Genomic DNA, 21,712 nt, shown 5'->3' on the forward strand with positions numbered 1-21,712 from the left:
CCTCCGCACGCCGCTCCCCAGCGGCTGTCCCTGATCCGGAATTCGGAGGAGAACCGTGCTGCTCAGCGTCAACGTGTTCGTCAGCCTCGACGGCGTGATGCAAGGACCGGGAGCCCCCGACGAGGACCGCTCGGGCGGCTTCGACCGCGGCGGGTGGCTCGTCCCACACGCATCCCCGTCCACCAGCGCGGTCGTCGAGGGCTGGTTCCGTGCGGCGGACGCGTTCCTCTTCGGCCGCACGAGCTACGGCCTGCTCGGCGGGTACTGGCCAAAGGTCACCGCTGCCGACGACCTGATCGCCACCAAACTGAACACGCTGCCGAAGTATGTCGTCAGCGAGACGCTGACGGACAACGAGGCCGACTGGAGCCCGACGACGGTCCTCCGCTCCGGCATCGTCGAGAACGTGCGCCGGCTCAAAGGGCTCCCCGGCAGCGAACTCCAGGTGCACGGCAGCTGGAAGCTCGTGCAGACGTTGCACCAGGCCGGACTCGTCGACCTCTACCGGCTGCTCCAGTACCCGGTCGTCGTCGGAACCGGCAAACGCCTGTTCCCGGACGGATCACTGCCCGCGACATTCGCAAGCCCCGAGGGGAGAGCGCGCGTGCTGCCCGGCGGCGTGATGTCGCTGACCCTCACCCCAACGACCCTCGGCGAGATCTCCGCGGGCGCGTACACCGTGCAGAGGGGGCGTTCGACCGCGGTCCCCGGCTGACACCGGTGCACCCGGCCCGGCGGACGGCGGGACCGACTCAGGCCGGGACGGCGGCGAGCAGCCGATCGCGCAGCACAGCGGCCCGGTCGGCGAACCCGCGCTGCGCCATCGCGTACTCCGCCCGGCCGTCCGGGGTCTCCACCCGTACCGGCGGGTAGCCCAACGCGGCCAGGTCGTACGGGCTGGCCCGCATGTCCAGCGTGCGGATCTCCCGGGCCAGCTCGAACGTGTCGGCCACCAGCTCCGACCCGATCAGCGGGGACAGTTTGTACGCCCACTTGTACAGATCCATGTTGGCGTGCAGGCAGCCCGGCTGCTCGTGCGCGTGCTGCGACTCCCGGGTCGGGGTGAGCAGGTTCAATGGCCGGGCCGGCGCCGTGAAGAACCGGAACGCGTCGAAGTGGCTGCATCGCACGCCCCGCTCCTCGACGACGGCGGCGGTCCGCTCCGGGCTCAGCCGCAGCGGCCAGGCGTTGTGCCGCAGCTCCTCCCGGGTCTGCCGGTAGACCATCGCCCACTCGTGCATCCCGAAGCAGCCGAAGTGCGGCGCCCGCCCGGCGGTGGCGGCCAGCAGGGAGCGGATCCAGGCGATCGACTCGCCGCGCCGCTCGCGTACCGCATCGGTGTCGAGGGTGACCCCGGCGGTGGTGGCGCGGTAGTCCCGGCCGAACTCGCCCGGATCGGCGCCGCGCAGCTCGACCCCGGCGCCCGGGTGCCAGCGGCGGAGTTGGGCCGGGCGGTGCGAGTAGTAGGTGAACAGGAAGTCGGCCACCGGGTGCCGCTCACCGCGCCGCCGGCGGGCCAGGTGCGGGGTCAGCCAGACGTCCACCCGCTCCTCGTGGGCGCGCCGGCGGGCCTGCCACTGCGCCACGTCGAGCACGGCGGGGGCGAGGGCGGCGGTCACGCACCCCAGGGTACGACCGCCGCCCGCGCACCCGGTCAGGGCATGTGCACCCGCACGCCGGCGGAGAACACCCCGCTGCGCAGCTCCAGCTGCTGCGGCGGGTCCCGCCCGTCGACGCTGAAGACCAGCGGCAGCACCATCCGACTGCCCGCGGCCATCGGGTCGGCGAAGACGTCCCGACCCAGGTTGGCCGCCCGGGTGGCCGGCTCGTCGGTGCTCACCCAGCGTCCGCCGGGCAGGTACGCCCGCTGGAGTTGACCGTGCCAGGGCTGGTGGTCGCCGGTGAGGTTGCGCACACCCACTGTGGCCTGGCAGCTTCGGCCGTCGGCCTTTCCGGCGGTGCCGAGCGCGCCGCAGGACATCCGATAGACGGTGAACTCGAACGCCGACTCGCGCAGTGGCACCCCCACCGGTCCGGTGACCCCGGTGCCCATCCACGCGCCGCTGGTGGGCTGCTTCTGCGTGTCGATCGCCGAGACCTGCCGAGTCGCCGTCCAGCCCGCCGTGCCGACGACGCCGGCGAGCACCGCCACGGCCGCGCCCACAAGCAACCAGACCGGCGGCGTACGCCGCCGCCGCGTCGCACTCGGGGCGGCCGGGCGCGGATAGATCGTCCCGCGACCACCGTCGGGTCCGCTCCTGCTGGCCAACGCGGAAGCGGTGACCCGGCCCGCGCGCCGGCGTCGCCACACCCACACCAGGGCGGCGCTGATCAGCAGCAGGACCGCCAGTCCGGCGAGCAGCACCGGGTATCGGCGCCAGGGCGGCGCTTCGGTGACCTCGGCCGCCGGTGCCGCCACGGCCGCCTTCCAGGTGGCCGTGGCGCAGTCGTACGGCCGGGTTCCGTCACTGGTGAACGCGCAGGCCGGCGCGGTCAGCGGCTGGCCCGGCGCGGTCGCGGCGAGCGCGGTGCCCAGCGTGGTGCTGCTGTGCGCCGGCAGTCGCAACCGCCAGGTCACCTCGGTGGTGGACCCGCCGGCCCGGGCGGACCGGCCGCCGGCGCTGATCGCGGTCGGCGACGACCCGGGCGGCAGCTCCTGCCGCACCGTGGTGTCCACCGGGGCGTTGCCCACGTTGCGCACCTGGATCCGGTACCTCGGCGCGGGGCTGCTCTCCGGCGCGACCGCCACCGTGACCTGCTGCGGGGGCGCCGACGCCGGTGCCCGGGACGGCGGCGCCACCGCCGGTGGCGCGGACGGCGGGGTGGGCTCGGCGGACATCCGCGCGGCCATCGCGACCGGCGGGTGCGTGGTCTCCGCCGGCGTGGCCGTCGCCACCCCGGTCGGCGTGGCGCTCGGTCGAGTCGCGCCGCCCGGTGGCCGTGGTGTGGCATCCGGCGGTCTGGCTGTCTCGGCCGGTGGTCTCGGCGCGGCCGACGCCTCCGGAGCCGTCGCCGGCAGGGCCGGCACGGCGGCGAGGATGCCGAGGCAGTGGACGAACACTGCGAGGGCTCTGTGGTGTCGTGTCGATGCAGGCATACGAACGAACCTCCGGAGCCGACGCTAGGGGCGGGCCGCCTCCGTGCGGGTACGAAGTCGGGAACCCCACCCCGGTCACCTCCCGCTCCGGTAGGGTGCCGCGCGCTGACGGGTTGCGCACACCCGACGGCCGGTCCTGGCCGGTGGTGGGGTCGGCGGGGCTAGATTGGCGGGGTGCGTATCGCTCGTTTCGCCCATGCCAAGGGAATGTCGTTCGGAGCCGTCGAAGGCGAACCGGAGGCCGGGCCGCAGGGCCTGACCATCGCCGAGATCGAGGGCCACCCGTTCGGCAAACTCTCCTTCAGTGGGGCCCGCTGGGCCCTCTCCGACGTCCGACTGCTCTCGCCGATCCTGCCCAGCAAGGTCGTCTGCGTCGGTCGCAACTACGCAGACCACGCCGCCGAACTCGGCAACGACGTGCCCAAGGAGCCGCTGCTCTTCCTCAAGCCGTCCACCTCGGTGATCGGCCCCCGGGACGCCATCCGACTGCCGATCTTCTCGAAGCAGGTCGAGCACGAGGCGGAGCTGGCGGTCGTGATCGGGGCGCCGGGCGCGCGCCGCGCCGACCGGGCCGCCGCCGAACGCGCCATCTTCGGCTACACCTGCGCCAACGACGTCACCGCCCGGGACCTCCAGCGGTCCGACGGGCAGTGGACCCGGGCCAAGGGTTTCGACTCCTTCTGCCCGATCGGCCCGTGGATCACCACCGGTCTGGACGTCTCGGACCTGGAGATCCGGTGTGAGGTCGGTCGCAATCCGGAGGAGATGGAGGTACGCCAGCTCGGCCGCACGAAGGACATGGTCTTCGACGTGGCCGGCCTGGTGTCGTACATCTCGCACGTGATGACCCTGCTGCCCGGCGACGTCGTTCTCACCGGCACTCCGGCCGGGGTTAGCCCCCTCGTCGAGGGGGATACGGTCACCGTGCGGATCGAGGGCATCGGCGAGCTCACCAACCCGGTGGTGCCCGTCGCCTGATCCGTCGGATGCCCCTGTTTCCGCAGCTCACAGGCGTTTCGGGGGGATCCGATTTGGCCTGCCGGCACCGGGAGGGTAAAGTTCACTCCCGGCGCCGCAAGGGGCCAATGGGGTATGGGGTAATTGGCAGCCCGACTGATTCTGGTTCAGTTAGTCTAGGTTCGAGTCCTGGTACCCCAGCGCTGCTGGAGCTCGCGAGAGTTCCAGACGCTGGATTCTGACGGAGTTCGACTCCGCCCCTCCGGGGGCGGAGCGTGGTCTTCGGTAGAGTGCAGCTCCTCCGACCGTAAGGGTGGGGGAGCAACAAGTTGTTCTGGCCCCGTCGTCTAGTGGCCCAGGACGCCGCCCTCTCAAGGCGGTAGCGCCGGTTCGAATCCGGTCGGGGCTACATCGTGTACAGCCCGTCTCACCAGGTGAGGCGGGCTGTTTTGTGTCCGCCGCCAGGCCCACGCGCGACCCCGCACCCCGTGCTCGCGCCCGGGTACGGTGCCGCTAGACTACAGCCGCACCGCCCGCGAGGGCGGTGAACAGGAAGTTCTGGCCCCGTCGTCTAGTGGCCCAGGACGCCGCCCTCTCAAGGCGGTAGCGCCGGTTCGAATCCGGTCGGGGCTACAACCAAAGGCTCGTCCCGCTTCGCGGGGCGAGCCTTTCCCGTGCGCCCCGCGCCCGCCGCGCCCTCGCGCCCCGCGCCCTCGCGCCAAGATCCGCGCAACTTCTCGGATGTTGCTGCCTCCGAGACGCGGGAAGCAGCAACATCCCTGATGTTGCGCGGATCTTGGCGACGAGCATTCGGCGCGGGTGGGGGTGCCGGGCGGGGGTGGGCGTGCCCCGGGCGGGCGTGCCCGGGTGGGTGGGTGGGTGGGGTCAGAGGCCGGAGAGGCGTTGGCCGGCTCGCACCACGGCCATGGCGTGCCGTTCACCGGGGCGGCGGCCCAGGCGCTCGATCGGGCCGGAGATGCTGACCGAGGCGATCACACGGCCCGTGCGGTCACGGATCGGGGCCGAGACGCTCGCCACACCGGCCTCCCGCTCGGCGACGCTCTGCGCCCAGCCCCGGCGGCGTACCTCGGCCAGGGTGCGGCCGGTGAACTTGCTGCGCGGCAGCAGCGGCATCACCGCCTCCGGCGGCTCCCAGGCGAGCAGGATCTGCGCCGCGGAGCCAGCGGTCATCGGCAGCACCGAGCCGACCGGTACGGTGTCCCGCAGGCCGCTGGCGCGTTCCGCCGCGGCCACGCAGATCCGCTCGTCGGCGCGGCGCAGGTAGAGCTGTGCGCTCTCGCCGGTGGCGTCGCGCAGCGCGGCCAGCAACGGCTCGGCGGCGGTCAGCAGCACGTCCGGCGCGGCATTTGCCAGCTCGCCGAGGCGGGGTCCGGGGCGCCATCTGCCCTGGGTGTCCCGCACCAGCATGCGGTGTATCTCCAGGGCCTGGGCCAGCCGATGCGCGGTGGCCCGGGGCAGCTTGGTGCGATCAACGAGTTCGGCCAGGCTGGCGCCGTCGACGCAGGCGGCCAGGATGACCACCGCCTTGTCGAGAACGCCGACACCGCTCATACTGTGTCCCACAAGCCGAAACTTACCTCCCAGAATTTAGGATGTCCAGATGGTGGGAGTCACTCCTGAGCCGAGGACCCTGGCCGAGAAGGTCTGGGACGCGCACGTCGTACGGTCCGCCGCTGGTGAGCCGGATCTGCTCTTCATCGACCTGCACCTGCTGCACGAGGTGACCAGCCCGCAGGCGTTCGACGGGCTGCGGCTCGCCGGCCGCCGGGTGCGCCGTACCGACCTGACCCTCGCGACCGAGGACCACAACACCCCAACCGGGTACGCCGACCCGGCGTTCCGCCTGCGCCGTGGTGACCTGCTCACCATCGAGGACCCCACCTCGCGTACGCAGATCGAGACGCTGCGGCGCAACTGCGCCGAGTTCGGGGTGCGGCTGCACCCGCTCGGCGACGACAACCAGGGCATCGTGCACGTGATCGGCCCGCAGCTCGGGGTCACCCAGCCGGGCATGACGATCGTCTGCGGCGACTCGCACACCGCCACCCACGGCGCGTTCGGCGCGCTCGCCTTCGGCATCGGCACCAGCGAGGTGGAGCACGTGCTGGCCACCCAGACGCTGCCGCAGAGCCGGCCGAAGACCATGGCCGTGAACGTCACCGGGCGGCTGGCCCCGGGCGTCACCGCCAAGGACCTGGTGCTCGCGCTGATCACCCAGGTCGGCACCGGCGGGGGGCGCGGGCACATCGTCGAGTACCGCGGCGAGGCGATCGAGGCCCTCTCCATGGAGGGGCGGATGACCATCGCCAACATGTCCATCGAGTGGGGCGCCAAGGCCGGCATGATCGCGCCGGACGAGACCACCTTCGCGTACCTCAAGGGTCGGCCGAACGCGCCGCAGGGCGCGGACTGGGACGCGGCGCTGGCATGGTGGCGGACGCTGCCCACCGACGAGGGCGCCCAGTTCGACGCCGAGGTGACCCTGGACGCCAGCCGGATCACCCCGTTCGTCACCTGGGGTACCAACCCGGGGCAGGGGGCGCCGCTGAGCGCGCTGGTGCCGGACCCGGAGGACTTCGTCACGGACTCGGAGCGCACCGCGGCCCGCCGCGCCCTGGAATACATGGACCTGCGCCCCGGCACCCCGCTGCGGGAGCTGCCGATCGACGTGGTCTTCGTGGGGTCCTGCACCAACGGCCGCCTGGAGGACCTGCGGGCCGCCGCCGACGTGCTGCGGGGCCACCAGGTCGCCGACGGGGTCCGGATGCTCGTGGTGCCCGGTTCCGCCGCCGTCCGGGAGGCCGCCGAGGCCGAGGGGTTGGACAAGGTCTTCGCGGACGCCGGTGCCGAGTGGCGGTTCGCCGGCTGCTCCATGTGCCTCGGGATGAACCCCGACACGCTCAAGCCGGGCCAGCGCTCGGCCTCCACCTCGAACCGCAACTTCGAGGGCCGTCAGGGCCGGGGTGGGCGTACCCACCTGGTCTCCCCGCCGGTCGCCGCCGCCACCGCCGTGGTCGGCCGGCTGGCCGCCCCCGCCGACCTGTAGAAGGGACCGAGGAGATGGACAAGTTCACCACCCACACCGGCACTGCCGTGCCGCTGCGGCGGTCCAACGTGGACACCGACCAGATCATCCCCGCCGTGTACCTCAAGCGGGTGACCCGGACGGGCTTCGCCGACGGGTTGTTCAGCGCGTGGCGGGAAGATCCGACATTTGTTCTCAACGATGAACGCTATTCCGGGGCGTCGATCCTGATCGCCGGCCCGGAGTTCGGCACCGGGTCCTCCCGGGAGCACGCCGTCTGGGCCCTGCGGGACTGGGGCTTCCGCGCGGTGGTGGCGCCTCGCTTCGGTGACATCTTCCGTGGCAACGCCCTCAAGGAAGGTCTGTTGCCTGTCGAGTTGGAATTGAAAGCCGTCGAAGAGCTGTGGGACCTGGTCGAGGCGGATCCGACCACCCCGGTGACCGTCGACCTGACCGCCCGGCAGCTCCGGGCCGGGGACGCCACCTGGTCGTTCCCGCTTGACGACTTCAGCCGCTGGCGGCTGCTGGAGGGCCTCGACGACATTGGACTCACCCTCCGCAACGTCGCCGACATCGACTCCTACGAGGCCCGGCGACTGCCGTTCCTGCCCTCCGTGGCATAGCCGTACGCCCGGCCGCACAGCGGATTTCACCCCCATCGGTCCGACCGGTGGGGGTGAATCCGTTGCGACACAAGGGCTTTTTTCTACCGAATGTTTGTGTCCCGGCAGCACAGGGCATAACGTGCGCGCAGAATGGCTCGCGACGAGTCAGTTGCACAATCGGGAGGAAGTCGTGAACAAGGCCGAGCTCATCGAGGCGCTCGCCGTTCGCCTGGGGGACCGGAAGACGGCGACGAACGCCCTCGAGGCGGTCCTCACCGAGGTCCAGGCGGCGGTCACCAAGGGCGAGAAGGTGGCGATCACCGGATTCGGAGCGTTCGAAAAGCGTGTGCGTGGTGCGCGAACAGCGCGCAACCCGCGTACCGGCGAGGCGGTGAAGGTCAAGAAGACATCCGTCCCGACCTTCCGCCCCGGCGCCGGGTTCAAGGAGATGGTGGCCAGCGGCAAGGTGCCGAAGGCCACGGTGGCGACGAAGAAGGCCGCCACCACCACCGCCACGGCCAAGACGGCCGGCACCAAGGCGGCGGGCACGAAGACGACCGGCGCCAAGGCCGCGGGCGCCAAGGCAACCGCGGCCAAGGCGGCAAGTAAGAAGACCGCCCCGGCCAAGGCGAGCAAGACCACGACGGCGACCAAGACGGCCGCCAGCAAGAAGACCGCCCCGGCCAAGGCGAGCAAGACCACCACGGCGACCAAGACGGCCGCCAGCAAGAAGACCACCGCGGCGAAGAAGACCACCGCGGCGACCAAGTCGACTGCGGCGAAGAAGACCACCGCGGCGGCGAGCAAGAGCACGGCGGCCAAGAAGGCGCCGGCGAAGAAGGCTCCGGCCAAGAAGGCGGCCAGCAAGCGCTGACCGACCGGCTCCGAAAGGGCGTCCACCCACGGGTGGGCGCCCTTTCGGCGTACGGAGGCCGTTGACCCGGTCGGCGCGCTCGCGCAGAATCGCCGTGCCGGCCACCCCTCCGCCGGCCCGCCGACGGGAAATGGGGCGCCGGTGCGCTACCGCCAGGTCACCACCGGGACGCTCGCGCTGGGCGTCATCCTCCTCATCGACGTGCTGCGCGTCTGGCTGCCCGGCATCATCACCACCTTCGGTCAGGCGGCGTCCACCCCGGCGGAGCTGATGGGCGCGTTCGCCCTCGGCTGGTTCGTGCTCGCGATGGGAGCGCCCGGGGTGGTTCGCCGGGTCGGCGCCCGTCCGGTCACCGTCGTCGCCGCCGTTCTGCTCGCCGTCGCCCGGCTCGCGCTCACCGCGACACCCGGCGGGCGTCCCCAGCTCTGGCTGGCCACCGCCGGGCTGCTCGCCGGGCTCGTCTGGCTGGTCGGCGTCGCCGCCGACACCGACCGACCGGTCCCGGGGCTGGCGTTGGGGTTCGCGGTCAACGCGGCAGTGCACGCGGCGCTGGACACCGTCGACCTGGTCTGGCGGGGCGACTGGGTGGCCTGGCTGCTCAGCTCCGTCGCGGTGGCGCTGTTCCTGCTCGGTACGGCGCGCTCCGGCAGCGCGGGCGGGCCCGGCGGCCGGGCGGGCGTCGGTGGCGTCCGGGCCTGGCTGCTGGCCGGGCCGGCGCTGCTGCTTGCCGGAATGGTGGCGCTCTCCCCGGCGCTGGCCCAGACCGGGATGTCGTACCTGCTCGCCGACGGCGGTGTGGCGCGCTCACCGCTGCTGGGCATGGCCCCGGTGCCGGTGGCGGTCGCGGCGTTCCTGTGCACCGCGTTGACCCGGCCGCCCGAGCGGTGGGGCCGAGCGTACGGGCCGGTGGCGGTGGTGGCCGGCGCCGTGCTGTTCGCCGTCGACCGGGGTGACCTGCTCCTCCCGGCCGTCCTGCTCGCCGCCGTCGGTCTCGGCGCCTGCCTGGCCCGCACCGACGACGGCAGCGAGCCGGAGAGCGACACCGCTGCTGCCGGTCCCGCTGAGACGGTCGGCGACGAGGGCGATGACGGGCGGTGGGCGGCCCGCCGGGGGTACGCGGTCGCCGCCGGCATGCTCGTCTTCGCGCTGGGCGCCGTCGGCTACTACTCCGCCTACGACCTCGGCTACCCCAACGCAGCGGTACCCGTGTTGGTGGCCCTGCTGGTCGCCGTTGTGGCGTTCGCCGCCGGTCCCGTCGTCCACCGCCTCCCCGGGCCGTTCGCGCCGCTGCGGGCCGCGGGGGCGGTCACCGCGCTGGCCCTGCTGGCCCCGGTGCTCGCCGACGAGGTGCCGGTGGCCAGCAACCGGGACGGCCCACCGGAGCGGCTGACCGTGGTGGCGTACAACATCCGGATGGGGTTCGGGCTGGACGGTCGGTTCGACCTGACCGGGCTCACCGAGGCCGTCGAGCGGCAACGACCCGACGTGGTGTTGCTCAGCGAGGTGGACCGGGCCTGGCTGCTCAACGGTGGCCACGACACCCTGGACCTGCTTGCCGACCGGCTCGGCATGCCGTACGTGTTCGGGCCGGCCGCGGACCCGGTGTGGGGCGACGCGGTGCTCAGCCGTTGGCCGGTCACCGATCCGCGGACCGTTGCCCTGCCGGCCGTCGGGGCGCCCACCGGCGCGCAGGCACTCGCCGTCACGCTGGACCTCGGTGCCGGCGTCCGTACCGCGGTGGTCAGCACCCACCTTCAACCTCCACCCGGGCGGGGCCCGGTGGTCCAGGCCCGCGCGGTCGCCGACTTCGCCACCGCGTACGCGGCCGGCCGGCCGCTGGTGGTGGCGGGTGACCTGAACACGCAGCCGGGCGATGAGGCGTTCGGACAGTTCACGGCGGCCGGTCTGGTCGACGCGTTGGCAACCGCCCGACCGCTGGCGACGAGCCCCGCCGACGACCCGCGCGAGCAGATCGACCACGTCTTCGTCTCACCCGGCCTCACCGCTACCAACCCGGTCGCGCCGCGCGGCACGGCCAGCGACCACCTGCCGGTGGCGGTGACCCTGACCCTGCCACCCCGCTGACGTCCGGCCCTACGGGGCGCTACAGGCGGTCGGTGGCGAGCAGGCGGTCGCCAGTGAAGGCGAGCAGCCAACCGCCGCCCTTGGGGGTGGTGAAGTCCTCGTCGGTGCGGCCGGTCAACCGTTCCAGGGCACCCGGCAGCACCTTGCCCTGGCTGCACACCGCCACCTGCCCACCCGCGCCGGCCAACTCCAGCAGCGTGGCGGCGGTGGCGAGGATCTGCTCGTCGGCCTGCTGGCCGGGCTGTGGCTCGTCCAGGTCGCCGCAGATCTCGATCGGCAGGTCGAGCAGCGCGGCGGCCGGGTCCAGGGTCTGCACGCAGCGTCGCGGTGACGCCGACAGCAGCCGGGCCGGTCGGATCAGGGCGACCAGGTCGGCCAGCGTGGCCGCCTGGGCCCATCCCTCGGCGTCCAGGGGCCGGCCGACATCCGGGCCGGACCAGGTGGCCCGCTTACCGGCGTGCGCGTGCCGGACCAGCGCGACCGTCGCGGTCACCGACGGCAGCGCGGCGAACGCCGCCAGCACCTCCGCGTCGTGCGGGTAGCTGACCAACTGGATCGCGTCGTCCACCGCGAGCCAGCGGATGTCGTCCACCTCGGTGCCCGGTTGGAAACCCCCACTTGCCACCGCGAGCATCGACCAGTAGTCGACAAGCTTCGCCTGCCCCTCGCTGCGGTACCGCACCGACGGCAGCCGGACCTGCGGTACGCCCCGGACGTCGGCCTCCTCGGCGACCTCACGCACCGCGGCGGCGAGCGCGTGCTCACCCGGCTCCAACTTGCCCTTCGGCAGCGTCCAGTCGCCGTAGCGGGGGCGGTGCACCACGCAGACGCGGACGCCGTCGGCGGTCGGCCGCCAGGCCACCCCGCCCGCCGCCCGGATGCCGGTCACGGCAGCCAACTGGTTCGCCGCCGCCGGGTGGCCCGGTGCCAGGCGGCCGGGAAGAGCGCCCGCATCCGGCGTACCGACTCGCGTTCGCGCTCGGCCAGCCGCCCGGCGGTGACCGCCAGCTCGTGGTCGTCCGGCCGCTCGGCGGCGATCTCCAGCCAGGTGTCCGCCGCCACCGCCGCATCCTGGTGCTCGCCGAGCACGTCCTGCACCCCGGCGAGGGCACGGGACAGCCGGCGCGCGCCCTTGCCGACGGTCGACGCCACGGCGTTCACCGCGTACCGGGTCTGTTTGCCCTCCTTGCGAACGGCGTGCCAGCGGTCGTCCGGCGACTGGGCGGCGAGCCCGTCGACGCCGTCCGGCCCGGTCAGCCGCTGCCAGGGCCGGGCCACCAGCGCGGGCAACGCCTCCGCCGCCGGGGCCGCCGCCGCGCGGGTGAGCCGGGGCGCGCGGGCGGCCAGCACCAGAGTGTCCACCAGGGCCAGGTAGCGCGGAGTGCGCAACGCCTCGTCGATGGCGGCGAGCGCCTGCCGCTGCCGTTGGGCGAGCACCTCGTCCAGCCGGTCCACCGCACCCTGGTCCAGAGGGCTGAGCGGATCGGCGCTCGCGGTGTCGCGCAACCGCTTGCGCAGCACCTCGGCGTCCCGGGCCGCGCCGAGGACACCGGCCAGCCAGCGCAACTCGTCGCGCAGTGGTCGGGACCAGGTCTTGCGGATCAGCGGTGTGAAGGTCCGCAGATCACTGCGCAGGCGTCGACAGGCCACCCGCATCTGGTGCACGGCGGTGTCGCCACCGCCCGCCGGGGCGCGCAGCCGGACCAGCGGGTCGTGCGCCAACAGCCGGCGGATCTCCTTGCGGATCGCCTCGGTCACCACGTCGCCGGCGCTCGGCTCCCCGGTCAGCCCGGCCGGCGCGACCAGGTCCGGGTCGGCCTGCGCCGTCGCGCCCAGCGCCCGTACGTGCTTCGGGGTGAACGTGCCACCCCGGGCGCCCGCCTCGCGCAGCACCGCCCCCACCCGGTCGAGCAACGCCCGGTCGCCGGCCTTGCGCTCCACCTCCAGCTCGCGGAACGTGCCGGTGGTGGCCCCGGCGTCGTCGAGCACTGTCACCCGGTCGTCCACCACCTCGGCGAGCACCGCGCCGCCCCTGTCGCACACCTCGTACGCGTGCCGGACCGTCCGCACCACCGTCACCGGGGCCAGCGGAGCCCCCCGGTGCAGGACGGTGACCAACTCCACGAGTTCCGGCGGTGGTTGGCCCTTCGGCCCAGGGCGGGAGATCTCGTGTCGGACGCCCGGCGTCCCGGTCGGCAGCTTCACCGTCCAGGGCAGCTCGTCGCCCCGACGGTGGCGTAGCGAGGCGCCGGCACGGGCCAGCCGCACGTCGACGGTGTCGAAGTAGCGGGCGACGAGCGTCACCGGTGGCAGCACCCGGACCCGACCCCCGGCCGGGGCCGTGGCGGCCAGGTCCGGTAGCACGTAGGCATCGTCCACCTCGTACTTCTGCTCCTCCTCGACCATCAGTTCAGCCTAGGCGCTGATCGGTCAACTGGCCGTGCCACCGACCCGGCGCAGCAGCAGTTGCTGCAGGTGAGCACGTGCTTTCGTGTCTTCGCCGGTACGCCGGGTCCAGGTGCCGTCGCCAGCCAGTTCGAACGCGTCCACGTCGGGGCTCATCGCGGCGGTCAGCACCTGGTCCAGCTCGGCGCGGGCGATCGGGTCGCTGACCTGCACCAGCGCCTCCACCCGACGATCGAGGTTGCGGTGCATCAGGTCGGCGGAGCCCATCCAGAACTCGGCCTCGCCGTTGTTGCCGAACCGGAACACCCGGGAGTGCTCCAGGAACCGACCGAGGATCGAGCGGACGCGGATGTTCTCCGACAACCCCGGCACCCCCGGTCGCAGTGTGCACATGCCCCGGATGAGCAGGTCGACGTGCACACCGGCCTGGGAGGCCCGGTACAGCGCGTCGGTCACCCCCTCGTCCACCAACGAGTTGACCTTGAACTGGACCAGGCCGGGCATGCCCAGTCGGACGTGGGAGATCTCCCGCTCGATCCGCTCGATGAGCCCGCTGCGAATACCCTGCGGGGCGACCAGCAACCGCCGGAACGCGGTCTGCCGGCTGTACCCGGTGAGCACGTTGAACAGGTCGGTCAGGTCCGCGCCGATCTCCGGGTCGGCGGTCAGCATGCCGAAGTCCTCGTACATCCGGGCGGTCTTCGGGTGGTAGTTGCCGGTGCCGATGTGGCAGTAGCGGCGGATCTGGTTGCCCTCCTGACGGACCACCAGCGCGGTCTTGCAGTGCGTCTTCAGGCCGACCAGGCCGTACACCACGTGGCAGCCGGCCCGTTCCAGCGTGCGGGCCCAGCCGATGTTCGCCACCTCGTCGAACCGGGCCTTCACCTCCACCAGCACCACCACCTGCTTGCCGGCGGCGGCCGCGTCGACAAGCGCGTCCACGATCGGGGAGTCGCCGCTGGTGCGGTAGAGGGTCTGCTTGATGGCCAGCACGTTCGGGTCGGCGGCGGCCTGCTCGATGAAGCGCTGCACGCTCGTGGCGAACGAGTGGTACGGGTGGTGCACCAGGATGTCGCCGTCGCGCAGGGTGGAGAAGACGCTGCGCGGCACCTCGCCCTCGGCGAGCCGGGGGTGGGTGGCCGGCACGAACGGCGGGTCCTTGAGGTCCGGCCGGTCGGCCTCGCCGTAGACCTGCCACAACGCGGACAGGTCCAGCAGCCCGGGCACCCGCAGCACGTCCTGCTCGTTCATGTCCAGCTCGCGGACGAGCAGCTCCAACATGTGGTCGGAGATGGACGCGGCGGCCTCCAGTCGGACCGGCGGGCCGAACCGGCGTCGGGCCAGCTCCCGTTCCAGGGCCTGGAGCAGATCCTCGTCGCGGTCCTCGTCGACCTCCACCTCGGCGTTGCGGGTGACCCGGAACAGGTGGCACTCGACCACCTGCATGCCGCTGAACAGCTGGCCCAGGTGCACCGAGATCAGGTCCTCCACCGGCAGCATCCGCACGCCCGGCTGGTCCCGGTCCACCCGGACGAAACGGGGCACGTTGTTGGGCACCTTCACCCGGGCGAACAGCTCCGAACCGCCGTCGGGGTCGCGTACCGCCACCGCCAGGTTCAGCGACCGCCCGGAGATGTACGGGAACGGGTGCGCCGGGTCCACCGCCAGCGGGGTCAGCACCGGGAAGATGTGTTCCCGGAAGTAGGTGCGCAGCCGCTCCCGCTCCGGGTCGCCCAGCTCACCCCAGCGCAGGATGCGGATGCCCTCGTCGGCCAGTTTGGGAAGGACGTCGTCGACGAAGCAGGCGGCGTGCCGGGCGCCCAGCTCGGCGGTGCGCTCGGCGATCATCTCCAACTGGGTACGCAGGGGCAGTCGGTCCCCGCCGCGCACCGGCAGGCCGGCGGAGAGGCGCCGCTTCAGCCCGGCGATCCGCACCATGTAGAACTCGTCCAGGTTGCTGGCGAAGATGGCCAGGAACTTGGCCCGTTCCAGCAGCGGGGTGCGCTGGTCCTCGGCCAGGGTGAGCACTCGGGCGTTGAAGTCGAGCCAGGACAGCTCCCGGTTGAGGAAACGGTCCTCCGGCAGCGGCGGGGCCGCGGGCTGTTCGTCGTCCTCGTCGGCGTCGGTCGGTAGGGCGTCCGGCAGGACCGGCTGGACGGCACCGGCGGCCGGGCCGTCCGCCTCGACGGTCGCCGCGGGGTCGAGGACCTCGTCCAGCCCGGAGGAGGCGCCGCCGGGATCGTCGGCGAGGGTGTCGGCGCGGGCGGCGCCGGCCCGTTCGGCACGGGACGGGCGGAAGCGGCCGTCGGTGCCGCGTACGCGGGAACCGTTTCGGAGGTCGGTGGCGGGCGGGCGGGCGGGGTGCTCGCGAGGGGTGCTCACCCGCTCATAATCACCCGATTCCGGTAAACGCAAAATGAACTTGGGCTCGCCGGCTCAGATCATCGTCGGCAATGTCACCCGGACGACCTCGCCGTCGGGATCGGTGTCGATGCGAACCCGCTGGCCGAGCCGGAGCAGCCGCAGCCCGGAGGCATCGAAGGCCCGGGCGGGAAAGCGCATCTCGGTGCCGTCGTCGAGCAGCAGGACACCGCTGCGCGTCGCCGCGTCGTAGCTGGCCACCGTGCCCTGCATGCTGGCACCGTACACCCGGCGGTCGGCCCGTCGGGCGGGCCGGGCGGGTCAGCCCGCCGAGTGGGCCGGGCGGGCGGCTGTGACAAGTGCGGCGGTGCGCGGCCCCAACCCGAGCCGGGCGGCGGCGGTCAGGTCCGCTGCGGTGTCCACGTCCCGCCGCAGGCTGGGCCAGTCGCCGCCGAGCGGCAGCGCGCCGCTCGCCGCGTGCGCACGCGCCGAGCCCACCCCGAAGCGGGGGTCCAGCGGCACCCCGGGCGGCGCGGTGAGCAGCACGGTGCCGCTGCCCGGCGCGTCCGGCACGAAACGGCGTACCGCGGGTCGTCCGTTCTGCGCCGCGAGCAGTGCGCTGGCCAGCTCGGCGGGGCGCAGCGCCGGCAGGTCCGCCGTGAGCCCGGCCACCCATCCGGCGGTCGTTCCGGTCGCGCCGTGCCGGAACGCGGCGTTCAGGCCGGCGGCCGGCTCGTCGGGCAGCACCCGCGCGCCGACGGCCCGCGCCGCCTCCGCGACCCGGTCGTCGTCGGTCACCACAAGGGCCTCGGCGACCGCCGGGCAGGCCAGCACCGCGCGGAGCGTGTCGGCCGCCAGGGCCAGCGCCAGCTCCTCGTGCGGTACGCCCGGCAGCGCGCCCCGCAGCCGGCTCTTGGCCGCTGCCAGCTGCTTCACCGGCACCACCACGGCCCACCTCGGCTGACTCACGCCCGCAATCCTGCCAGCCGCGCGCCGGGACCCTCGCTGGCCGTACCGGGGGCGAGCAGGCATGATTTCCGCGGCGGGTGTCGCGGGCGGGGTTTCGCGGCCGGGTTGGGGCGCGACGAGGAGGCACAGTGGCACGGCGGAGGCTGGGGTTCTGGCAACGGTTCGCCGTGGGGCTGGTGAAGCCGGTGATGACCGTGTGGACCCGGCGGACCTGGCGTGGCCAGGAGCACCTCCAACGCGACGGCGGCATGATCATCGTGGCGAACCACATCTCGCACGCCGACCCGCTGGTCTCCGCGCACTTCATCTACGATTCCGGGCGCTGGCCGCAGTACCTGGGCAAGGCCAGCGTGTTCCGGGTGCCGGTGGTCGGCTGGATCCTGCACCGCTGCCGGCAGATCCCGGTCGAGCGGGGCAGCGTCGACGCGGTCCGCTCACTGGACTCCCTGGTCGCCGCGCTCGACCAGGGTGGCGCCGTGGTGATCTACCCGGAGGGCACCACCACCCGACAGCCGGAGCTGTGGCCGATGAAGGCCAAGACCGGTGCCGCCCGGCTGGCCCTGGCCACCGGCGCTCCCGTCGTACCGGTGGTGATGTGGGGACCGGAGCGGCTCTTCGACCCCCGGACCAGCCGCGTCAACCCGCGCCCCCGGATCCCGGTGACAGTTGTCGCCGGGGAACCGATCGACCTGAGCCGGTGGGCGGATGCCCAGCCGACCCGGGTCACCCTCGAGGAGATGACGGACACCATCATGTTGCGGCTGCGGGACATGCTCGGCGAGATCCGCGGCGGCACCCCGCCGCAGCTGTGGGAGCGACCGGCCCGGTCCTCCGCCGGGCGCGAGCAGCAGGGTGAGGCGGCGTGAACGGGCGAGGCGTCGGGTTCGGTACCGGGGCACCGACCCGCTCCGGAGCGGTCGCGTGACCGGCCACGTCGCGGTGCTCGGCGCCGGTTCCTGGGGCACCGCGTTCGCCAAGATCCTCGCGGACGCGGGGCGGGACGTGACGGTGTGGGCCCGCCGGGCGCCGGTCGCCGAGAGCATCCGGACCGAACGCCGCAACCCGGAGTACCTGCCCGGTGTGCTGCTGCCGGCCCGGGTGACCGCCACCGCCGACGCGGCCGAGGCGATCACCGGCGCCGAGGTGGTGGTGCTGGCCGTGCCGTCGCAGACCCTGCGCGGCAACCTCGCCGAGTGGGCCGGGCACCTGCACCCCGACTCGACACTGGTGTCGCTGATGAAGGGCATCGAACTCGGCACCACCAAACGGATGAGCGAGGTCATCGTGGAGACCGCCGGGGTCGCCGCGGACCGGGTGGTAGTGGTCTCCGGTCCGAACCTGGCTCCGGAGATCGCCGCCGAGCAGCCCGCCGCGACAGTGGTCGCCGGGACCAACAGCCACCGCACCGTGCTCGTGCAGTCGTCGATCCGGACGCCCTACCTGCGCCCGTACACGAACGACGACGTGATCGGCTGTGAGCTGGGCGGGGCGGTCAAGAACGTGATCGCCCTGTCGTACGGCATCGCCACCGCGATGGGGTTCGGCGACAACACCCGGGCCATGCTGATGACCCGTGGGCTGGCCGAGACGGCCCGGCTGGGCGTCGCGCTCGGCGCGGACCCGATCACCTTCGCCGGCCTCGCGGGCATGGGCGACCTGGTCGCCTCCTGCTCGTCGCCGCTGGCCCGCAACCGCACCTTCGGCGAGCATCTGGGCCGCGGAGAGACGCTGGAACAGGCCCAGGCCGCCACCCGGCAGACCGCCGAGGGTGTGAAGAGCTGCCTGGCGATCCGGGACCTGGCCCGCGCACACGGCGTGGAGATGCCGATCACCGAGCACGTCGAACGGATCTGCCACGAGGGGATGGACCCGCGCCTCGCCGTGGACACCCTGATGAGCCGGACCGCCAAACCCGAGTCGTACGAGTGAGGAACCGATGAGCGAACTGGGTGACGGCACCCGCTGCGTACGCGCCGGCCTGCCCGAGCCGGCACCGGGGGACCCGTTCCTGCCCGGGCCGGTCTTCGCCGCGCCGTACCACCTCGACCCGTGGCAGGGCCAGGGCACGTCGCCGAACGGCTACGGCCGTCCGGACAACCCGACCCGACGGTTGCTGGAGGCGGCCGTTGGCGAGTTGGAGGGCGGTGAGTGCCGGGTCTTCGCCACCGGCCAGGCGGCCATCACCGGCCTCCTGCTCACCCTGCTGCGCCCCGGGGACACCGTGGTGCTGCCCGCCGACGGATACTTCCCGGTCCGGGCGTTCGCCACCGACGTGCTGGAGTCGCTCGGCGTCCGGGTGCTGTTCGTGCCGACCGTCGGGCCGTACCCGTCGTTCGCGGGCGTCCGACTGGTGCTTGTGGAGACGCCGGCCAATCCGGGGCTGGACGTGGTCGACGTGGCGGCCCTGGCCGAGCGGGCACACGCCGCCGGCGCGCTGCTCGCGGTGGACAACACCACGGCGACCCCGCTCGGTCAGCGTCCAATGGAGCTCGGCGCCGACCTGGTGGTCGCCTCCGGCACCAAGGCGCTGACGGGTCACTCCGACCTGCTGCTGGGCTACCTGGCCAGCCGGTCCACCGAGCTGATCGAGGCGGTGACGACCTGGCGTACCACCACCGGGGCGGTCCCCGGCGCGTTCGACGCGTGGCTGGCACACCGGTCGCTGGCCACCCTCGACCTGCGTCTGGCCCGGCAGAGCGCGAACGCCGCCGCCGTCACCGACCTGCTCGCCGGCCGTTCGGACGTGACAGGCCTGCGCTGGCCGGGGCGGCCGGACGACCCGGCGTACCCGGTGGCCTCGGCGCAGATGCGCCGGATGCCCGGGGTGCTCTCCTTCGACCTGGGCACCGCCGACCGGGTGGGCCGATTCGTCGAGGCCGCCCGGCTGGTGGCGGCGGCGACCTCGTTCGGTGGCCTGCACACCACGGCGGACCGGCGGGCGCAGTGGGGTGACGACACCGCTCCCGGCTTCGTCCGGCTGTCCTGCGGCGTGGAGGACACCCCCGACCTGGTGGCCGACATCGCCGCCGCCCTGGACGCCGCCGGGCCGCGTTGAGCGATCCTGTGACGTTCACCGACCGGCCCGCCCTGGTCCGTCGGCTGCGTGCCGCCGGCTGCGTCTACGCCGAGGACGAGGCGGATCTGCTGCTGGCCGCCGCCGACTCCCCGGCGACGCTTGCCGACCTGACCGACCGTCGGGTGGCCGGCGAGCCGTTGGAGTACCTGCTCGGCTGGGCGGAGTTCTGCGGTCTGCGGATCGCCGTCGACGCCGGCGTCTTCGTGCCCCGCGGCCGGACGGCCCTGCTTGTCGAGGTGGCGGCCGGGCTGACCGGCCCGGCCCCGGCGGTGGTCGACCTGTGCTGCGGCTCCGGGGCCACCACCGTCGCGTTGGCGCACCGGCTCGCGCCGCGCTGGCTGGCCGCCGCCGACATCGACCCGGCCGCCGTGGCGTGTGCGCGCCGCAACCTCACCGGCCTGGCCGCCGAGGTGTACGAGGGTGACCTGTTCGCACCCCTGCCCGCGCGCTGGCGGGGTCGGCTGGACCTGGTGGTGGCCAACGCCCCGTACGTGCCGACCGACGCGGTGGCGCTGATGCCGCCCGAGGCGCGGCTGCACGAGGCTCCGGTGGCGCTCGACGGCGGCCCGGACGGGCTCTCCGTGCTGCGCCGGGTGGGTGTCGAGGCGGTCACCTGGTTGGCGCCCGGCGGGCACCTGGTCGTCGAGGCCGGCGTCACGCAGGTGGACGCGCTCTGCGCGGCGTTCGAGGCGGCCGGCCTGGTGCCTGGCGTGCGGCACGACGAGGACCTGGACGCCACGGCGGTGACCGCCCGCCGCCCAACAGGGGCCGTTCCGCTCCCGAAATGAGCCAGAAGCCCCTTATGTCACCACGGTGGGTACGAGGCCGCGGAGCGGGGCAGGGTAGGGCCTGAGCCGGTGGGGCAACCGGGCGTGGCGGGGGAGTGGGGTTGGCACTAGCCTCGGCTCACACTCATGACGGGCGGGAGGCGGTTTCGGTGGGCAGCGCAGGGGTGCCGGTGGTCGTCGGGCTGGACAACGGCGGCACCAGCAACAACGCCACAGTGCTGACGGTGGACGGCCGCTTCCTGGTGGACGGCCTGTTGGAGATCCCCAGCGAGGTGCGGTCCGGGCCGGAGGCGGCGATCGAGGCGCTGGCCCGGGCGCTGGACGGCGCCCTGGCGCAGACCGGTGTGCCGCGTGAGCTGGTCCGGGCGGTGGGGCTGGACACTCCCGGTCCGGCCAGCGCCGACGGCGTCATCTCGTCGCGGGGTTCCACGAACTTCTCCCAGCCGGCCTGGCGGGGCTTCGACGTGCGGGGCGCGTTGGAGCGACGGCTCGGCCTGCCGGTGATCTACCACAACGACGGCAACGCGGCCGCGCTCTACGCCCACCACGTGCACTTCGGCGACGACGCGATGAACCGCTCGTCGGTCTCCGCGATCGTCGGCACCGGCCTCGGCGGCGGTGTGGTCGAGAGCGGCCGGGTGGTCGCCGGCGCCGCCGGGATGGCCGGGGAGCTCGGTCACGTGCACATTCCGCTGGGCGGGCTGCTCGGCCCGGGGCAGTCGGAGCCCACCTGCGCCTGCGGCTTCACCGGGGACGTGGAGAGCATCGCCTCGCTAACCGGCATCGAACGCAACCTGCTGCCGTACTGGTTGACCCGCTATCCCGAGCACCCGCTCGCCGCCGAGCCGGTGGCCCGGGCGGCGAAGTCGGTCCGGGGGTACGGGGAGCGCGGGGACGCCCTCGCGCGGGACCTCTTCACCCAACAGGCGATGGCGCTGGGCCGGCTGTTCACCATCGCGGCGAACTTCACCGATCCGCACGCGTACTTCGTCGGTGGTGGGGTGGTGGAGGCGGCGGCGGAGTTCCGCGACTGGTTCCTGGCGACGGTCCGCGAGCACACCGTGCTGCGCGAGGAGCAGGCGGCGGTCGCCACCTTCGCGCTGGTGCCGGAGCGGGACATGGCCGGTGCCCGGGGCGTGGCGATCGCCGCGTTGGAGGCGCTGCGTGCCGTCCCGGAGCCCCGACCGCTTGTCGCCTGAGGGGCGGTGGGAGGTGACCGCCGATCACCTCCCACCAGCGCCTCCCGGTCAGCGCAGGGGTGGTGCCTGGGCGAAGGCGGCCCAGGCGGCCGGCGGGAACAGCAGTGCCGGGCCGGACGGGTCCTTGGAGTCGCGGACGGCCACCAGCCGCGGGATCGCGGCCACCTCCACGCAGGCGCCCTCGTCGCCGCTGCGGCTGCTCTTGCGCCACGCCGCCGCGGCGATGGCCGCTGTGATCGTCGGTGTCAT

The 21,712-nt window shown here is 73.4% G+C and carries 20 protein-coding genes and 3 tRNA genes; 14 read left to right on the forward strand and 9 right to left on the reverse strand.

All coding sequences use genetic code 11. From position 1 onward, the window contains the following. Window positions 1-55: 55 nt before the first annotated feature. Window positions 56-715 carry a dihydrofolate reductase family protein gene (locus ACQPWW_RS07170; protein WP_433130359.1) on the forward strand — a complete coding sequence of 220 codons (660 nt, stop codon included), beginning with the start codon at window positions 56-58 and terminating at the stop codon, window positions 713-715. A 37-nt stretch (window positions 716-752) separates the two neighbouring features. On the opposite strand, the gene ACQPWW_RS07175 is transcribed toward ACQPWW_RS07170, so the two are convergent. Both ACQPWW_RS07175 and ACQPWW_RS07180 read right to left on the reverse strand, forming a co-directional pair. Next, window positions 753-1,619, reverse strand: a complete 867-nt coding sequence (locus ACQPWW_RS07175; RefSeq protein ID WP_433130361.1) for a 3-methyladenine DNA glycosylase — start codon at window positions 1,617-1,619, stop codon at window positions 753-755. A 35-nt stretch (window positions 1,620-1,654) separates the two neighbouring features. Next, window positions 1,655-3,097, reverse strand: a complete 1,443-nt coding sequence (locus ACQPWW_RS07180) for a hypothetical protein (RefSeq protein WP_433130363.1) — start codon at window positions 3,095-3,097, stop codon at window positions 1,655-1,657. 174 nt (window positions 3,098-3,271) lie between these two features. Here ACQPWW_RS07180 and ACQPWW_RS07185 point away from each other — a divergent pair, with 174 nt between their 5' ends. The 4 genes from ACQPWW_RS07185 to ACQPWW_RS07200 all read left to right on the forward strand — a co-directional run bounded on the left by ACQPWW_RS07185 (window position 3,272) and on the right by ACQPWW_RS07200 (window position 4,687). Continuing rightward, on the forward strand, window positions 3,272-4,075 hold the full coding sequence (locus tag ACQPWW_RS07185) for a fumarylacetoacetate hydrolase family protein (protein WP_110562480.1): 804 nt from the start codon (window positions 3,272-3,274) through the stop codon (window positions 4,073-4,075). A 108-nt stretch (window positions 4,076-4,183) separates the two neighbouring features. Further along, window positions 4,184-4,255: transfer RNA gene (locus ACQPWW_RS07190), tRNA-Gln, on the forward strand. Between the two features lie 135 nt (window positions 4,256-4,390). Continuing rightward, a tRNA-Glu gene (locus tag ACQPWW_RS07195) sits at window positions 4,391-4,463 on the forward strand. Window positions 4,464-4,614: 151 nt separating this feature from the next. After that, window positions 4,615-4,687 (forward strand) — tRNA-Glu (locus ACQPWW_RS07200). 252 nt (window positions 4,688-4,939) lie between these two features. Here ACQPWW_RS07200 and ACQPWW_RS07205 read toward each other — a convergent pair. Next, a complete protein-coding gene (locus ACQPWW_RS07205; RefSeq protein ID WP_110562481.1) occupies window positions 4,940-5,626 on the reverse strand; it encodes an IclR family transcriptional regulator in 687 nt (228 codons plus the stop codon). Between the two features lie 49 nt (window positions 5,627-5,675). Between ACQPWW_RS07205 and leuC the strand changes: the two genes are divergently transcribed. From leuC to ACQPWW_RS07225, 4 genes are all read left to right on the forward strand, one after another. Then, a complete protein-coding gene (gene leuC / locus ACQPWW_RS07210; protein WP_433130366.1) occupies window positions 5,676-7,121 on the forward strand; it encodes a 3-isopropylmalate dehydratase large subunit in 1,446 nt (481 codons plus the stop codon). 14 nt (window positions 7,122-7,135) lie between these two features. Further along, entirely contained in the window at window positions 7,136-7,723 is a 588-nt protein-coding gene (gene leuD / locus ACQPWW_RS07215; protein WP_433130368.1) for a 3-isopropylmalate dehydratase small subunit, read from the forward strand. 172 nt (window positions 7,724-7,895) lie between these two features. Then, window positions 7,896-8,579, forward strand: coding sequence for an HU family DNA-binding protein (locus ACQPWW_RS07220; RefSeq protein WP_433130370.1), 684 nt, complete (start codon window positions 7,896-7,898; stop codon window positions 8,577-8,579). Between the two features lie 141 nt (window positions 8,580-8,720). Further along, window positions 8,721-10,664 (forward strand): endonuclease/exonuclease/phosphatase family protein, encoded by a 1,944-nt coding sequence (locus tag ACQPWW_RS07225; protein ID WP_433130372.1) that lies wholly within the window; start codon window positions 8,721-8,723, stop codon window positions 10,662-10,664. 19 nt (window positions 10,665-10,683) lie between these two features. On the opposite strand, the gene ACQPWW_RS07230 is transcribed toward ACQPWW_RS07225, so the two are convergent. Genes ACQPWW_RS07230 through cofC form a run of 5 tightly spaced genes read right to left on the reverse strand, consistent with a single transcriptional unit; the run spans window position 10,684 to window position 16,400 of the window. Then, the gene (locus tag ACQPWW_RS07230; protein WP_433130374.1) at window positions 10,684-11,562 is read right to left on the reverse strand and encodes an NUDIX hydrolase; all 879 of its coding nucleotides are present in this window, start codon (window positions 11,560-11,562) and stop codon (window positions 10,684-10,686) included. Then, window positions 11,550-13,070 (reverse strand): CHAD domain-containing protein, encoded by a 1,521-nt coding sequence (locus ACQPWW_RS07235; protein ID WP_433130376.1) that lies wholly within the window; start codon window positions 13,068-13,070, stop codon window positions 11,550-11,552. The genes ACQPWW_RS07230 and ACQPWW_RS07235 overlap by 13 nt, the downstream gene beginning before the upstream one ends. Before the next feature lie 24 nt (window positions 13,071-13,094). Continuing rightward, window positions 13,095-15,452, reverse strand: a complete 2,358-nt coding sequence (locus tag ACQPWW_RS07240) for an RNA degradosome polyphosphate kinase (protein WP_433130378.1) — start codon at window positions 15,450-15,452, stop codon at window positions 13,095-13,097. A 54-nt stretch (window positions 15,453-15,506) separates the two neighbouring features. Further along, on the reverse strand, window positions 15,507-15,704 hold the full coding sequence (locus ACQPWW_RS07245; RefSeq protein ID WP_030335323.1) for a cold-shock protein: 198 nt from the start codon (window positions 15,702-15,704) through the stop codon (window positions 15,507-15,509). A gap of 48 nt (window positions 15,705-15,752) precedes the next feature. Further along, window positions 15,753-16,400, reverse strand: a complete 648-nt coding sequence (gene cofC / locus ACQPWW_RS07250; protein WP_433130380.1) for a 2-phospho-L-lactate guanylyltransferase — start codon at window positions 16,398-16,400, stop codon at window positions 15,753-15,755. A gap of 128 nt (window positions 16,401-16,528) precedes the next feature. Between cofC and ACQPWW_RS07255 the strand changes: the two genes are divergently transcribed. The 5 genes from ACQPWW_RS07255 to ACQPWW_RS07275 all read left to right on the forward strand — a co-directional run bounded on the left by ACQPWW_RS07255 (window position 16,529) and on the right by ACQPWW_RS07275 (window position 21,463). Further along, window positions 16,529-17,266 carry a lysophospholipid acyltransferase family protein gene (locus tag ACQPWW_RS07255; protein ID WP_433130382.1) on the forward strand — a complete coding sequence of 246 codons (738 nt, stop codon included), beginning with the start codon at window positions 16,529-16,531 and terminating at the stop codon, window positions 17,264-17,266. A 55-nt stretch (window positions 17,267-17,321) separates the two neighbouring features. Next, window positions 17,322-18,329, forward strand: coding sequence for an NAD(P)H-dependent glycerol-3-phosphate dehydrogenase (locus ACQPWW_RS07260; RefSeq protein ID WP_357250529.1), 1,008 nt, complete (start codon window positions 17,322-17,324; stop codon window positions 18,327-18,329). 7 nt (window positions 18,330-18,336) lie between these two features. Then, the gene (locus ACQPWW_RS07265) at window positions 18,337-19,455 is read left to right on the forward strand and encodes a cystathionine gamma-lyase (protein ID WP_433130385.1); all 1,119 of its coding nucleotides are present in this window, start codon (window positions 18,337-18,339) and stop codon (window positions 19,453-19,455) included. Window positions 19,456-19,463: 8 nt separating this feature from the next. Continuing rightward, on the forward strand, window positions 19,464-20,264 hold the full coding sequence (locus ACQPWW_RS07270; RefSeq protein ID WP_433130387.1) for a putative protein N(5)-glutamine methyltransferase: 801 nt from the start codon (window positions 19,464-19,466) through the stop codon (window positions 20,262-20,264). Between the two features lie 149 nt (window positions 20,265-20,413). After that, window positions 20,414-21,463, forward strand: coding sequence for an ROK family protein (locus tag ACQPWW_RS07275; RefSeq protein ID WP_433130389.1), 1,050 nt, complete (start codon window positions 20,414-20,416; stop codon window positions 21,461-21,463). A 48-nt stretch (window positions 21,464-21,511) separates the two neighbouring features. Here the strand turns inward: ACQPWW_RS07275 and ACQPWW_RS07280 are convergent, their stop codons facing one another. Next, complete coding sequence (locus ACQPWW_RS07280) at window positions 21,512-21,712, reverse strand: DUF397 domain-containing protein (protein ID WP_433130391.1); 201 nt, start codon at window positions 21,710-21,712, stop codon at window positions 21,512-21,514.

Source organism: Micromonospora sp. CA-240977, assembly GCF_050942285.1.
GTDB lineage: Bacteria > Actinomycetota > Actinomycetes > Mycobacteriales > Micromonosporaceae > Micromonospora.